This window comes from Kaistella sp. SH40-3, assembly GCF_030686865.1.
Classification (GTDB): Bacteria; Bacteroidota; Bacteroidia; order Flavobacteriales; family Weeksellaceae; genus Kaistella.
On the sequence record NZ_JAQYUS010000014.1, the window covers coordinates 1 to 14,009 of the forward strand.

Below are 14,009 nucleotides of genomic sequence, written 5' to 3' on the forward strand. Positions count from 1 at the left end.
AGTAATGAAGAAATTCAAAACATATTAAAAATACAACCTAAAGACAATCTCGATAAGGAAGAACTGCAAGAAGAAGTTTTGAAAGATCTGAAACGAATCTATAAAAGACTTAATATTAGTGTTTCGGGATTAATGAAAGGAATTGGTTTAGCATTGTCGATTCCTATCAAATTTGAAAACGAACAAAAATTTTCTTTTTATCCCATCTTCGAAGTTTTAAAGAAATTTGATTTAAATATCAAAGACATGGATATCTATAAAGGTGAAGAGAAAAATTTTTTGAACATACAAATCGTTATAAAAGAATGGTCAAAATAAAATATTATGAATTGGAAAAATTTTGAAATTGAAAAACCTAAAAGTAGTGGAGTCTTTTTAATAAGTATTCGAAATAATCAACACTTTTTTTCTTACTTAAGTTATTATAATTCAGATGTAGATACATGGCATTTATATGATGCGCTAACAGATAAAGTAGGGGAAATAATTAAACTAGAAGTCGTAGGTTATTTAGAAGGATTAACTACATTTATTGGATAGAACTCCCGCTAACATCGATATTGAAATAGTGCGGAGGAATCGCAAGTTTTAAAGATTTCAGATTTTCCGAAATTTAGTTTATAACAGATAAATTTTTCATATTAATTCGCACCATCGCCAATACGTAACCGTTAGCAGACATTTTATAGAAATAACTGTAAAATCCTTTTGTAATATATTAAAACCATTTAAAATTATACTAAATGAATCTCTTAAAAAAAATTCAAGAATTGTTTTCAAAAAAGGAAGCGTCAAATGTAGTCCAAAATTCATCCCAAGATGTTCTTTAAGCCTATTGGATATTATGTAATTAATCAAGGGAAGGTTACTGATATTTTTTTGTTGAAAGAATTTGAAAATGCTTACAACCAACTTAAAATTAATAGTCCAAAAGTTCGATTATTGAATAAAGAAGAAAATATATATATTGCATTGTGCTCTCGTGAAACTATTAATGCCGTTAAAAAGATGTTTAAGAGCCCAGATAATAATACAATGAATCATTTGCTGGCGCAAAACTTTCAACAAGAAAATCTTAAAAGCAATGGAATTAACATACTAGTCAAAACATCAATGATGGGCTCTCTCGAAGCAGTATGTGTTGATGAAAATTATGATTCAAACGAAGATATATTTGTAATGTTTCAGAATAATAATGGAATTAGTTTTCACTGTAACGAACCTATTTTTCATAGATTACATAAACAGGAGCTATTTGGAGCTTTTAAGTAAAAACGTCTGCTAATAACTAAGCTTTAGCTTCGCTCTGTTCACTTCGTTCGGGTCATTTTGTCTGCAAGACAAGAAACCGAAGGTTCGGCGAAGCCAAATGAATTGATAAATCTCCGAGACCTTTAAAAAATAGAAATTACGAGTCGAGATCACCAAAGCAGTTTTTTAGAAGGACTGCTTTTTTACTTTTGCACACAGAAAAACACAAGAAATAGAATAAAATAAAAAGCAGTTATTTTTAATTCTAATTAAAAGATTTAAGGTTAATAATAAAGATTAGTCATAAAATAGAGTAGGGTATCTGAAACAAAGTATATTAAAAAAATGCACGAAAATATTTATTTGACTATAACATGCTATTTATTCTTACTTTAGCGAAGAAATAATGTATAACCTTAATGATACCAATACATCATAAATTTCAAAACAAAAGTCGTTATCAAAAGACAAAATTTATTTAAAAATAAGATAACGGGCGGGCGAAAAATTAACTAAATACAATTCCAGTTCGACGTCTTTAAAATTCGAGTGAAGTAATCGTGAAAAAATAAATTATGTTAGAAATATTTACAAAATGGAAAAATTTAATTAAGTGTTTGCAAAAAGAAAGCAAATCAAAAATTATAGTAGATAAAGAGTTAATGGGAAGAGGACCTTTTATTTTCAATGACGAAGGTTGGGATTTTGTGCGCAAAATAAATAATGGAGAAATTGTTGAAAATTCTGATTATTATATAATTACTATGAATGATGGAACTGTTTTGAAATTTTTGAAAGACAGTCAACCTCTTATAACTCAAAACACTAATAGATATTTGTCCGCAGATTTAAAAAGTTTTGAAGTGATAGAATTAACATCAAGCAATGGTACATTTTTACTATATAGAGCAAAAGACAATGATATAAGAAATAAGTTTATGCTTGCGAGTATTGGAGGAATAATGGGTGGGTCATCAGTTTGGTTCCACATTTAAGAAACTACCTACAATAACTAAGTTTTAGCTGTCACCCTATTGAACGACCGTACTACAATTAAACGAACAGACAAATGAACAATAAAGCCACGCTTCGGCAAAATCAAAAGATGTGCAAGGCAACGCACAGTTGCACCACATTTGCTTTTGTCCCAACCGCACAACGACAACTTTGACAGTATGAAACAACTTCAAGCGGGCTACATACTTGACTGTGTAAAAGACATTTTAGAAACAAAATATACAGCGACAGAGGTTAAAGGACTTTTGACACAACTTTCCTATTTTGACATTGAGGTTAATTCAACTGTTTCCCAAAATAACAATTCAGAATTTGAACAAACACTTTCAGTTGCTCACAACATTATTTCAAGAGGATTGCCAACGAAACCTACTCTTTGGTTGGAAAATGAAATTTTAGATAGTTTTGGTTTAACCCAACAAGACAAAAAACTTCTTGAAATTGGAACAATCAGACAAGAACTAAAAATTAATGATGAGCAAATTGAAAAACTATTTCAGGCTTTACATATTATTGACCCTGACATAAAAGGAGAAAAAGTTTCAAAACACAAAATGCCTTCTTGGGAAATATTGGGTAGCGATTTTGAAGAAGGATTTTTATACGAACAATTACCTAAATATGCTTCCCAAATGTGGACACAACTCTTCGAGCCACAAAGAGAATTAGAAAATGTTTTACGGTTTTCGACAACCACAGAAGACGAAATAGATAAATATTTGGATGGAAGCATTCAAATATTTAACCAACAACAATTGGATTTTTCTTTTGAATTTCCTTACACGGTAAACCATCAAAGAGGATTAATTATTGAAATTGATGGAAGTCAACACGAAGAAGCCAATCAAAAATTCATAGATGGAAATCGGGATATTGCAACCGCAAAATCAAAATGGGGAAAAGCATTAAGAATTAAAACAACTGAATGGGATAACATTCAAAACAAAATAAATTCGATTAAAGAACTTGAAGATGAGCAGTTGTTTAAATTACTAAAGCAAAATTTTGAAAATCCGCTTTATCTCAAAAAAGACGGTTTGAATGCTTTAGAATTATGCCTGATTCCATTTGCAGTTGCAAGAATACAAAAGACTATTATTCATTTACTTTTTGAAGGAAAGCTTAACATTAATTCTAACGAATGGGATATTGCAATAGTTGAACAAGATATTCCTTGTGGAAACCTTGCTATTAAAGATTTTGAAGAACTTTTAAATTCTTTGTTTAACTTACATGGGGAAACGGATAAATTACCAAAAATAAATGTGTCGATAGAAAGTAATCAAAAATTTGCTAACGCAAATTTTTATACTTCCACCAATAACTAAGCTTTCGTTTTGTCTGAAAGACAAGAAATGAAAGCCTGTTGAACGGAACCTCCGGTGGCTTTTTCTCCCCACTTGGTAACCTTATGGAGTTATCGATTTTAGAATTTAGGATATTAGAGCAGTTTTTTAGAAGGACTGCTTTTTTTGGGAACTGATGTGAGGTTTTTTGAATCACTCACAGGCTTTTATTTACTTTTTAGATATAAAATCCCTTACCCACAAAATTTATTTTGCAGACGAGGCATTAAAAACGGCAAGAAAATCCTCAGGCGGGCCACGCTGTCCGAAAAGTGCGATGGTGATTAAGTTTCCTTCCTTACAACATCGACATTTTTTAAGCAAAGTTTTCGGTTTTACTTCTGTAATCGGGATTTTTAAATCTGATTGTAAATCCTGAAGTTTTCCACGTTTCCAAGAGCTGCTCAAAATCCCGTAATGCCTTATTCTTACAAACCTTCGAGGCAAAATATGAAGACTAAATCTGCGCACAAATTCAGTATTCGATAAAGTCATTTCCTTTTTCTGACCTTCTTTGCGATAATCTTTGTACCCAAAACGAACTTCATGATCCGTAACTTCTTTGATCCGATGATTGCTGATGGCAACTTTGTGGGTATATCTCCCTAAATATTCGATCACTTGTTTCGGCCCACCAAAAGGTCTTTTGCCATAAACGACCCAGTTTTTGGTAAAGAGTTGATCTATTAAATCCTGGTCTTTAATTCCGGAAGCTCTTAATGAAGCCACGAACTTTGCGCGGAAAACCACACTCATCGCTTTTACACAGAAAAGGTATTTATCAGATTTTATCTTCGCCCGCCATTTTCCTTGTTTATTAATTCCGCCGCCTGGAACAATGCAGTGCAAATGTGGATGAAGACTTAAATTCTGTCCCCAAGTGTGCAAAATCGCAATCATTCCCAGTTGGATTCCCTTATTTTTACCAAACTGATTTAATGTTGCCCAAGCCGCTTCAAATAAGGTTTTGTACAATAGTGCCGGTTGAGAGATCGCCAAACCATTGAGTTCTTCGGGAAGCGTAAATACCACGTGGTAATAACTGCACGGCAATAATTGCTGCTCGCGTTTTTGGATTCATTCTTCTTTTTTATGACCTTGACATTGCGGACAATGCCGATTTCGACACGAGTTGTAACTGATGGAAAGATTTCCACAACCATCGCACGCATCAATGTGACCGCCCAAAGCAGAAGTTCTACAATACGATAAAGCGCGAAGTGTTTTTTCTTGATGAACCGTAAAATTCTGAGCCGATAAATTGATTTTGCGAAGAACATCAGCAACACTTCCGCCTTTACTTCGGGTTTCCATTTTTACTGCACAAAGCGAAAACGGTATCCAAAGGGCTGTGCGGTTTTTGGTCAGACAATTGGCAAACATGAAGATATTCCATCGTGGATTCTATTCTTTCATGACCCAAAAGTTTCTGAACCATAATGATCGAAACACCATCTTCCAATAAATGCGTGGCAAAGCTGTGTCGCAAAGTGTGGGTATGAACGTCTTTGGTAATTCCCGCTTTTTTGCTCACCGTTTTTATCACCCATTGAACACCGCGCTGACTGTATCTGCAATCAAAAGCTTTACTGTTTGAAGCACCTGTGCTGAGCGTAGTCGAAGTATCGATCTCTTCAATATTTCTATTTTGATTTCCATTGAATAAATATTGATCTGGATTTTCTACGGAAATAAAGGCTTTCAGTCCCCGAATTAAATGCTCGGATAAAGGAACATAACGGTCTTTTTGACCTTTACCCTGAACAACGTGTAGCATTTGTCGGTCAAAATCAAGATGATGAAGTTCGATATTCCGCACTTCCATACATCGAAGTCCGCACCCGTAAATCAGACCGATGAGCAGTTTGTGTTTCAGTAACTGCGCCGTTTGAAGCATACGCCAAACTTCCTGACGGCTTAAAATAGTCGGCAGTTTTTTGACTCGTGGAATAGCCGGAAGATGTAGAAAATCGTAGGGTAAACCTTCTGCTTTCAGAAGAAACCTAAGTCCATAAACCGTGTGTTTAAAGTAGGTTTGAGAAGGTGTTTTTGATCGCTGTTGAAGTTCGAAGAGATAATCTTTGATGTCTTCCGGATCTAATTCCGTAGGAATTTTACCGAAATGAAGCGCTACGGCTGCTACATGCCTGGAATAATTATCAAAGGTTCTGGGACTTTTTCCTTGAATTGAAATATTTCTTTCCAAACGTTGTATCAGTTCCGAAAAACCAGTAACTTCGCTTGAAGCGCGATTCAAAATTTTGTTCGTCCTTAAATCCTCCGGAGATTTTTTTTTGTAGCCATTTTAGAGATTTTATTTTATGTTATGATCAAACAAAGTTAATAAAACAGCCTCAGGAAAAGCTACTGGAGGTTTAGTTCAACAAGGTATTTCCACAAGCGGGTATGAAGTTTTCAATCGAAGATTTTTGCGATCAATTAAGTTTTCGGCAAGTAGAAAGTTTTCGTATTTTTAGCCCGCCTGCAGAAATACCCTACCGTTAGCGGTCAGGCTAAAAGACAACCCGTAACAGAATGGAATACTTAGTAAAAGACGAAATATTAGAATTGAAATATCAACCAGGCAAAGGTGCGTGGACTTACCATATCCAAATTCCAAACACGAAACACATAGTTGGAAAATGGGGTTCAATGAAAGTTTCAGGCACTATTGACAATTATAAAATTGAAAGTATCAACCTCGCAAAACTAGGTGACGAAGACAAACTAATTTCCATCAACGACAAAATCAGAAAAGCAATAAATAAAAGCGGTGGCGACAAGGTTACAGTGACACTTTGCCTATTGACTACAAAAGAACAAATTACCGAAAAAGAAATCTTAGAAACATTCAAAGAAGAAGGGGTTCTGAAAGCCTTCAAAAAGTTGACTAACGAAGAACACAAAGAAATTATTGGAAAAATTGCTTCTACCAAATCGGAAGAAAAACAAATTAAAGTGATTTTGAAATTTATTGACCAATTAAGTAAAAGCAATGATTAAGCAGACATCACTTGACTTCCTTTCAAATCTTAAACTAAACAATTCAAGAGAATGGTTTGAGCAAAATAGGGACTTGTACGAAAATTATAGAAGTGACATACTTCAATTGACTGAAAATCTTTTGAAAGAATTATCCAAGATTGATAACGCAATTTTACAAGCCAACTTAGACCCTAAAAAGTGCTTGACGAGAGTAAACCGAGATTTAAGGTTTTCAAAAGATAAGACACCTTACAAAAATTATGTCTTAATTGTTTTTAACAAGAATTACCCGCAGCCAAACAAGGCAGGATATTTTATTCACATAGAACCAGAAAATTGTTCGGTTGGTGGTGGAGTTTGGCAGACAACGCCTGAGTATTTGAAGAAAATTCGTCAAGAGATTGATTATTCATTTACAGCCTTCAACAAAATCATAACCACTTCTGAATTTCAAAAGACATTTCCTAACGGAATACAAGGTGTTGGAAAACTCAAAAAAATGCCATACGGCTATGACGAGACTAATCCGGCAAACGAACTTCTGAAATTGAAAGGATTTTGCACCAAAGAACCGCTCAATGACAAGGTATTAACTAGTAAAGACTGTATTAAAACTGTAATGGACTTTTTCAAAACAACAAAACCAATTATTGACTACATAAACAAAGCAATTGAGTATGACGAATAAAAAGCCCGAACCGCTAATAACTAAGCTTTCGTTTTGCAAAAGCGGGGGTTTCATGCTTCTATGACAGTGAAGTGCTAAATCAAACTTTGTGCATCTAATGAAGTTTAGTACTGAAAATCCCCGCCTTCGCAAAGCGGCAAAACTTTAGGCGACACCCTTTCAAACAAACCGCATAAAAAATATCAAGTTTCACAAAGTGAAGCTTTTTTCATTTTTAAAAAGCACATTATTCACATTTCATTAGTTTTAAAAAACTATTTTTGTGTTACAAAAAAAACATAACTAGGCAAATAACCAATATGAAATATAAAAACATCCGAGAAAAAGAACTAAAAAATAAAGTCGGAGCAGATTGGTTTAAAAATTTCGATACTACAGAAATCATAGGAAACATAGATTTCTCTGTATTCCCAAAACAAGATAACTTATTTGGAAAAAGCCCTTTACTTTGGGCATATCCCAAAACAGGAAATTATGATGTAACAACAATGTTTGTACAATTAATCTTAACCATTGGTAAAGCACGTACATTCGACAAAACGTTACCCCCTGCTTTTCTTGGAGAATTTGATTTCAAAAAAATAGCGTTTGTCTCTTACATCAGTATTCAAGATATATTTTATCTCAACGATTTCAATTGGAACGTTACACCAAGTAACCACGAAACCAAAGAATTCAAACTCATTAAAGGACGTGTAGAAACTACTCTAAAGAAAAGTACACACACACTTACGATTACGAAAAAGATACAAAAGAACTCAAATTCTTCATTGCTAATAATATTGCGAAAGCTACAGACAGCCAAAATAAAAATTGATAAAAACAACTTTATCCCTATTTATCTTCGTTGATTAGAATATGTAAAACCCAATATAGAAGTTAATTGGGACGACCTAAAAAAAGCAAATATCCTAGATAGCGACTTCTATTTAGCAGACCTTTTTGTAGAGGACAAAAACACCAATGATATTGGCGACGATTTTACTATTAGAGATAATTTATTTGTAATCTATCAAAATCAGGGTCAAAAGTAGTTTCGCAATGGGAATTGCTTTGGGATACTGGTCAACTCACTCGCTATTTCGTTTGAAACTTTGAGTAGGATTAGAAGTGAGGTTTAAAATTATAATTAATGATATCAGAAATAAAATTCAGAAAGGCAACGCAGGACGACCCCGATAAAATCTGGGAAATTCTCCAACAGGCCATCGAAAGACGAAGGCTGGACAGCTCCCAACAGTGGCAAAACGGATATCCAAATCCGGAAACCGTAAATTCAGATATTGAAAAGCAAATCGGCTATGTTCTTGTGGAAAATGATAATGTTGTCGCCTACAGTGCCGTGATTTTGAACGATGAACCGGCTTATGGAAATATTGAGGGAAAATGGTTTTCGGACGGGGATTTCAATGTGGTACACCGATTAGCAGTCTCTGATGAAGTTGCCGGAAAAGGGTACGCCACGGAGATATTCCGAAGGATTGAAGATCTCTCTCGCCAAAACGGAATTTTCAGCGTAAAAGTGGACACGAATTTTGATAACGCAACCATGCTTCACATCCTCAAAAAAACTAGGCTATACTTATTGCGGCGAGGTTTACCTGGCAGGCGGTGAAAGAAAAGCTTTCGAGAAACTTCTTTAATCATAAAATCTAAAAACTAAATGCTTGAGAATCTCACATTTTACCTGATCCTGGTGATCATCACCGTTTTGCTGGTGATGCTTGCCAAACAAATAAAAATTGCATATCCGGTTTTGCTGGTCCTGGCCGGCCTGGGCATCAGTTTTATTCCCGGAACGCCTAAAATTCATATAGAACCTGAACTGATATTTTTTATATTCCTACCGCCACTTTTGTATGAAGCTGCCTGGGCGACTTCGTGGAAAGAATTGTGGCGCTGGCGCAGGATTGTGGTCAGTTTTGCTTTCGTGGTGGTGTTTATTACCTCTTTGGTTGTAGCTTTTGCCGCCAATCATTTTATTCCTGGATTTTCGCTGGCGCTGGGTTTTCTTTTGGGTGGAATAGTTTCGCCGCCGGATGCCGTAAGTGCTGGAGCGATTTTGAAATTTGTAAAAATTCCGAAACGGTATTCTTCGATTCTTGAAGGTGAAAGTTTGCTGAACGATGCTTCATCATTGATTATTTTCCGCTTTGCAATGATTGCCGTTGCGACAGGACAATTCATCTGGCAGGAAGCTGCCCTTAGTTTCCTGTGGATGTGTATCGGTGGTGCTGGAATCGGAATCCTTGTAGGGATTTTCTTTATGAAGATGCACCGCTTGTTGCCAACTGACGCCAATATCGATATTGTGCTCACGCTCGTGGCGCCGTTCTTCATGTATCTGGTAGCGGAAGAGTTTCACGCGTCCGGTGTTCTGGCTGTAGTTTCTGGTGGTTTGTTGCTTTCCAATAGAAATCATTCGTTTCTGGCTACTTCATCGCGTTTAGGGACGCTAAATGTCTGGAGCATTTTGGTTTTTTTGCTGAATGGTATTGTTTTTATGATGATTGGGCTCGACCTTCCACAGATTGTTTCAGGGCTTGAAACAGACTTGTTCACAGCATTCGGTTATGGCGTTTTGATTACAGTTATTCTGGTTATAACAAGAATCGTTGCGGCTTATGGCGCTGTATTCATCACGATGATTATGCGTAATTTCATCACTGTTGCCGACCGACAGAATCCAGGCTGGAAAGTACCTGCTTTAATCGGTTGGACGGGAATGCGCGGCGTGGTTTCACTGGCTGCTGCACTTTCAATTCCGCTGACTTTGCAGGATGGAACGCCCTTTCCCCACAGGAACTTGATTTTATTTATCACTTTCGTGGTCATCCTGCTCACTTTGGTGGTTCAGGGTTTAACGCTGCCTTTTCTCATCAAAAAATTCAAAATTCAGGATCCTGATTTTACCCGCTCTGAAAAGGAAATCGATTATGAAATCCGGAACGAACTTGCAAAAATAGGAGTGAAGAGAATCCGGGATACTCATTTTGAAAAACTTGAAAAATTCCCGGCGTTACAGGATCAGTTGCAAACCTGGGAAAACCGTGTGAACAGTTCGGAAGTAATTCTGAATTTTCCGGAATACCGTGAAATTTACCTGGATATCATAAACCAGCAGCGCGAATGGCTGATCTCCAAAAACCGTGAGGAAATTCTGCTGGATGAAGAAATTGTACGTAAACATTTAAAAATGCTCGATTTACAGGAGGAAAAACTGGGAATGCATTTTTAAAACAATGCACTTTGTTGACGTGGAGAGTTATTCTTTTGTGCTAAAGGATATTACACGTGAATTTTCTTAAAGGCGGTTTTGTTCAATCGTATTTGCGAATCGCCTTGAGCCGAAGGGTAAAATACATAATTGTAAATGGCACTTGCTTTTGTTCCGATACGATTTACACGCCCTATTCATTGTATCAGTTTGGTAGAGTTCCAAGGTGTGTCGTAGTGTATAATTACGTTATGCCAAAAGCATAACCAACCCAAAATATAATATTCGCTATCACGAAATAAATTTATTCATTTATAAAATATCCATTTCCTATTTCTTTTTGTTTGGCGTTTATTGGAATAATCTTATTATTATTATCAAATTTTTTAGAGAGCATTAAGAAAAATTCTAAAAAAAAAGATTATTAAACGGATTTTTAGTTGGTCGGATGAAATATTTTATGATGAACAAATTCTAATGGGAGAGAACATTACAAAATTTGCTGATTTTCGATGATCAACATTAACGTTGTTTAACATCTTTTGTATTTTTAGTTTGATAAGGAAGACTTATTTTTGTTAGAAAGAGTGGAAGAACATTCTTAATAACATTAAAATTTTAAATTATGGAAAAGTTTGCAGTATTAGCAAGAGTGGAAGCAAAACCGGGTAAAGAAAATGACGTATTGGAATTCCTAAAGTCTGCCTTACCGCTTGCGGAAGGGGAGCCAGGTACCGTAAGATGGTATGCTTTACAAATTGGCCCTTCTACTTTTGGTATATTCGATACGTTCGAAACTACAGATGCAAGAGATGCTCACTTAAATGGTGAGATTGCGAAGGCTTTAATGGCCAATGCTTCTGAATTACTTGCTAAAGAACCTGTACTTGAAATGGTAGATCTGCTTGCAGTAAAGTAAGCAATTGAACACAAATTTTTAATACAGTTAAATGGAGCCAGGCATTTCCCCGGCTCCATTTTTTTTATATCATTTTGTGAAAGGTTGAACCTTTGCTCAGTGTACAAGATTTATCTTGATTATTCAAAGAAAATTTCAATTGAGCACAAAAAAAAGAGACTGAAAACAGTCTCTTTTGTATTCTTAACTATTAGAGTTTTTTAAGTTCTTCTAAAACAGCTTCGCCAACTGCATGAGCAGATTGAGGATTTTGTCCTGTTACCACTCTTTCGTCTACGGTAACGTGAGTTTGCCATAAACCAGATTTTTCAAACTTGGCTCCGCGCTCTATTAATTTAGATTCTAATCTAAATGGAACCACTTCATCTAATTTCACAGCAGCTTCTTCTTCGTTGGTGAAAGCATTGATTTTTTTGCCATCTACCAAATATTTTCCATTGCTGAGTTTAATATTCACCAATCCAGCAGGACCGTGACAAACCGCACTTACGATTCCAGTTTTTTCGTAGATTTTTTGTGCGATTACTGCCAATTCTTCATTATCTGCAAAATCCCACATCGTACCGTGACCTCCAGCATAAAGAATCCCCACATATTCATCAGGATTTACTTCTGAAGGCGTCATGGTGTTCTGAATTTTATTTTGATAATATTCATCTGCCAAAAATCTTTCATTAACCTTATCATCTGGAGTATTTCCATAATACGGCGGGTTTCCACCTTTTGGACTCACGAAATCTATTTCGTACCCAGCATCTACTAATACCGCCCAAGGATGCGTAACTTCACCTAAATAATAACCGGTAGATTCACCAGTGTTTCCTAATTCGCCGTGGCTCGTAACCACGAATAATACTTTTTTACTCATTTTGTTAGATTTTATTGTTTGTGCATTGATCATATTAATCCCTAAAAAAAGAATACAACCCGTTAAGAAAATAATCTTGGATAAAAACTTATTGTGATTCATTTTACTATTGATTTTTAATAATTTGATAGTGCAAAGGTAAATCCAACTTCCCACAAACAACAGGACCTACCTCACAACTTTTTTGTGACCTACATCACATTACACCGAAAGCCGACTCAAGGTTTCTCTGGAAACACCTAAATATGAAGCGATTAATGTTTTGGGCAATCGTTGTAAAAGTGTGGGAAATTGAGAAATAAATTGTTCGTAGCGTTCTTTGGCATTGCTATTCAGCAGAGACAAAATTCTTCTTTGGAGTGCTATATAACCATTATTAGACTTTTTCCTGAAAAAATGTTCTATCTTATGCATATCTGCACAGAGTTTCTCTCGGTTATAGAGAGACAAAGTAAGTACTTCGGTAGATTCTAATGCATCAATGGTAAAAGTAGCTTCAGTTTGATTAAAATACGCTTGATAATCGGTAATCCACCAATCTTCCATTGCAAATTGCATGATGTGCTCTTTCCCTTCTTTATTCAGGTAAGATGCTTTTAACAAACCATTCATCACAAAATAATCATTTTGTACGGTATCTCCTTCTTGAATTAAAATCTGATGCTTTTTAAATTTTTTCAAGGTAAAATGAGACAGGATGTACTCGAACTCCTGGTCAGTTAATGGCGTAATTTTCTCGATTTGACGTCTTAAAATCTCACTCATATTTTTATAATTCTAAATTGCAAACAAAAGAATTGTTGCCTCCAAATGTAAACTATTGAAACCAAAAAATTCATCGCTCTTGATGGGCTTTTTAAATATGGTAGATGGAATTCTTATGGATTGTTGGAGCGGTCGGACCTATTTTTGTGTTTGTGGATTGTAAAAATAAATTGATAAAAGAAATCCGAAAAAGCAGTTTATCATTTTACTGAAACAACAAATAAATATCGCAAAAAAGTTTTCAGGATCTGAAGGAACTAATGCCTCATACAACTCTATTTTTATTGTTAATTCTTTAGCCAAAACTATCACAGCGATGATTGCATTGAAATTGGTAATCTTAGGAAAATGGAATTTTAACGAACCTATATAAGTATACCATCCATTAAAATTGTCTCGCAGTTGAAATAAAAATTTTATCTCAAAAAAAAATACGTCGTATAATAACTAAGCTTTCGTCTTGTCCGCAGGACAGGAGATGAAAGCCCGTTGAACTAAACCTCCGGTAGCTTTTCAGCAGTATGATGGTCCTCTTATGGGGATGTCGTTTTTAGAAATTAGATACACAAAGCAGTTTTTTAGAAGGACTGCTTTTTTGTGGCATTTGGTAGTCTTTAGGAGTGTTCTAGATTTTCAAGGGTATTATACTTTAATTACAATTACGGGAAATAATAGTCGGAAAAAACATTGATAAAGCGTGTATTAGAAAAATCCAAAATAAAAATCCAGTTACCTTACATTGGCTGCGGCACAGTTACGCTACTAATTTATTAGAGTAGGGCATCTGAAAAAAGTCTGCTATAAGAAATGCGCCAAAATATTTATTTGACTATAACATGCGATTTATTCTTACTTTAGCGAAGAAATAATATATAACATTATTGATACCGATACATCATCAATTGAGCGTGTTTGTATCACTCAGTGATACATATAAGAAAGTTACCTGCAAT

General features: G+C 35.1%; 13 protein-coding genes and 2 pseudogenes. 11 read left to right on the forward strand and 4 right to left on the reverse strand.

Annotated elements, in window-relative coordinates:
- The 5 genes from PUH65_RS14550 to PUH65_RS14570 all read left to right on the forward strand — a co-directional run.
- A partial coding sequence (locus PUH65_RS14550; RefSeq protein WP_305520848.1) for a hypothetical protein occupies positions 1–318 on the forward strand: 318 nt, incomplete at its 5' end.
- A 6-nt stretch (positions 319–324) separates the two neighbouring features.
- Entirely contained in the window at positions 325–540 is a 216-nt protein-coding gene (locus PUH65_RS14555; RefSeq protein ID WP_305520849.1) for a hypothetical protein, read from the forward strand.
- A 279-nt stretch (positions 541–819) separates the two neighbouring features.
- Positions 820–1,272 (forward strand): hypothetical protein, encoded by a 453-nt coding sequence (locus tag PUH65_RS14560; RefSeq protein WP_305520850.1) that lies wholly within the window; start codon positions 820–822, stop codon positions 1,270–1,272.
- A 554-nt stretch (positions 1,273–1,826) separates the two neighbouring features.
- The gene (locus PUH65_RS14565) at positions 1,827–2,246 is read left to right on the forward strand and encodes a hypothetical protein (protein WP_305520851.1); all 420 of its coding nucleotides are present in this window, start codon (positions 1,827–1,829) and stop codon (positions 2,244–2,246) included.
- A gap of 180 nt (positions 2,247–2,426) precedes the next feature.
- Positions 2,427–3,596 carry a hypothetical protein gene (locus tag PUH65_RS14570; RefSeq protein WP_305520852.1) on the forward strand — a complete coding sequence of 390 codons (1,170 nt, stop codon included), beginning with the start codon at positions 2,427–2,429 and terminating at the stop codon, positions 3,594–3,596.
- Positions 3,597–3,821: 225 nt separating this feature from the next.
- Here the strand turns inward: PUH65_RS14570 and PUH65_RS14575 are convergent.
- Together PUH65_RS14575 and PUH65_RS14580 are read right to left on the reverse strand one after the other, a co-directional pair.
- Positions 3,822–4,928: pseudogene (locus tag PUH65_RS14575) on the reverse strand (IS91 family transposase).
- Entirely contained in the window at positions 4,912–5,871 is a 960-nt protein-coding gene (locus PUH65_RS14580; protein WP_305520853.1) for a tyrosine-type recombinase/integrase, read from the reverse strand. The pseudogene PUH65_RS14575 and the gene PUH65_RS14580 overlap by 17 nt, the downstream one beginning before the upstream one ends.
- Positions 5,872–6,149: 278 nt before the next feature.
- Between PUH65_RS14580 and PUH65_RS14585 the strand changes: the two genes are divergently transcribed.
- From PUH65_RS14585 to PUH65_RS14610, 6 genes and pseudogenes are all read left to right on the forward strand, one after another.
- Complete coding sequence (locus PUH65_RS14585; RefSeq protein ID WP_305520854.1) at positions 6,150–6,617, forward strand: DUF1905 domain-containing protein; 468 nt, start codon at positions 6,150–6,152, stop codon at positions 6,615–6,617.
- Positions 6,610–7,287: a DUF2461 domain-containing protein gene (locus PUH65_RS14590; RefSeq protein ID WP_305520855.1), complete on the forward strand. Its 678-nt coding sequence runs from the start codon at positions 6,610–6,612 to the stop codon at positions 7,285–7,287. Before PUH65_RS14585 ends, PUH65_RS14590 begins: the two co-directional genes overlap by 8 nt.
- Before the next feature lie 299 nt (positions 7,288–7,586).
- On the forward strand, positions 7,587–8,138 hold the full coding sequence (locus PUH65_RS14595; protein ID WP_305520856.1) for a hypothetical protein: 552 nt from the start codon (positions 7,587–7,589) through the stop codon (positions 8,136–8,138).
- Positions 8,139–8,419: 281 nt separating this feature from the next.
- Positions 8,420–8,930 (forward strand): annotated as a pseudogene (locus tag PUH65_RS14600) (N-acetyltransferase family protein).
- A gap of 20 nt (positions 8,931–8,950) precedes the next feature.
- A complete protein-coding gene (locus PUH65_RS14605; RefSeq protein ID WP_305520857.1) occupies positions 8,951–10,525 on the forward strand; it encodes a Na+/H+ antiporter in 1,575 nt (524 codons plus the stop codon).
- A 604-nt stretch (positions 10,526–11,129) separates the two neighbouring features.
- The gene (locus PUH65_RS14610; protein WP_305520858.1) at positions 11,130–11,423 is read left to right on the forward strand and encodes a putative quinol monooxygenase; all 294 of its coding nucleotides are present in this window, start codon (positions 11,130–11,132) and stop codon (positions 11,421–11,423) included.
- Positions 11,424–11,613: 190 nt separating this feature from the next.
- Here the strand turns inward: PUH65_RS14610 and PUH65_RS14615 are convergent, their stop codons facing one another.
- Positions 11,614–12,291 carry a type 1 glutamine amidotransferase domain-containing protein gene (locus tag PUH65_RS14615; protein ID WP_305520859.1) on the reverse strand — a complete coding sequence of 226 codons (678 nt, stop codon included), beginning with the start codon at positions 12,289–12,291 and terminating at the stop codon, positions 11,614–11,616.
- Positions 12,292–12,492: 201 nt separating this feature from the next.
- Complete coding sequence (locus PUH65_RS14620) at positions 12,493–13,056, reverse strand: Crp/Fnr family transcriptional regulator (RefSeq protein ID WP_305520860.1); 564 nt, start codon at positions 13,054–13,056, stop codon at positions 12,493–12,495.
- Positions 13,057–14,009 lie beyond the last annotated feature (953 nt).

What these genes read in the sequence shown, in the direction of transcription:
- PUH65_RS14555 (WP_305520849.1), top strand. Translation starts at nt 325, where the DNA reads ATGAATTGGAAAAATTTTGAAATTGAAAAACCTAAAAGTAGTGGAGTC.
- PUH65_RS14560 (WP_305520850.1), top strand. Translation starts at nt 820, where the DNA reads ATGTTCTTTAAGCCTATTGGATATTATGTAATTAATCAAGGGAAGGTT.
- PUH65_RS14565 (WP_305520851.1), top strand. Translation starts at nt 1,827, where the DNA reads ATGTTAGAAATATTTACAAAATGGAAAAATTTAATTAAGTGTTTGCAA.
- PUH65_RS14570 (WP_305520852.1), top strand. Translation starts at nt 2,427, where the DNA reads ATGAAACAACTTCAAGCGGGCTACATACTTGACTGTGTAAAAGACATT.
- PUH65_RS14585 (WP_305520854.1), top strand. Translation starts at nt 6,150, where the DNA reads ATGGAATACTTAGTAAAAGACGAAATATTAGAATTGAAATATCAACCA.
- PUH65_RS14590 (WP_305520855.1), top strand. Translation starts at nt 6,610, where the DNA reads ATGATTAAGCAGACATCACTTGACTTCCTTTCAAATCTTAAACTAAAC.
- PUH65_RS14595 (WP_305520856.1), top strand. Translation starts at nt 7,587, where the DNA reads ATGAAATATAAAAACATCCGAGAAAAAGAACTAAAAAATAAAGTCGGA.
- PUH65_RS14605 (WP_305520857.1), top strand. Translation starts at nt 8,951, where the DNA reads ATGCTTGAGAATCTCACATTTTACCTGATCCTGGTGATCATCACCGTT.
- PUH65_RS14610 (WP_305520858.1), top strand. Translation starts at nt 11,130, where the DNA reads ATGGAAAAGTTTGCAGTATTAGCAAGAGTGGAAGCAAAACCGGGTAAA.
- PUH65_RS14615 (WP_305520859.1), bottom strand. Translation starts at nt 12,291, where the DNA reads ATGAGTAAAAAAGTATTATTCGTGGTTACGAGCCACGGCGAATTAGGA.
- PUH65_RS14620 (WP_305520860.1), bottom strand. Translation starts at nt 13,056, where the DNA reads ATGAGTGAGATTTTAAGACGTCAAATCGAGAAAATTACGCCATTAACT.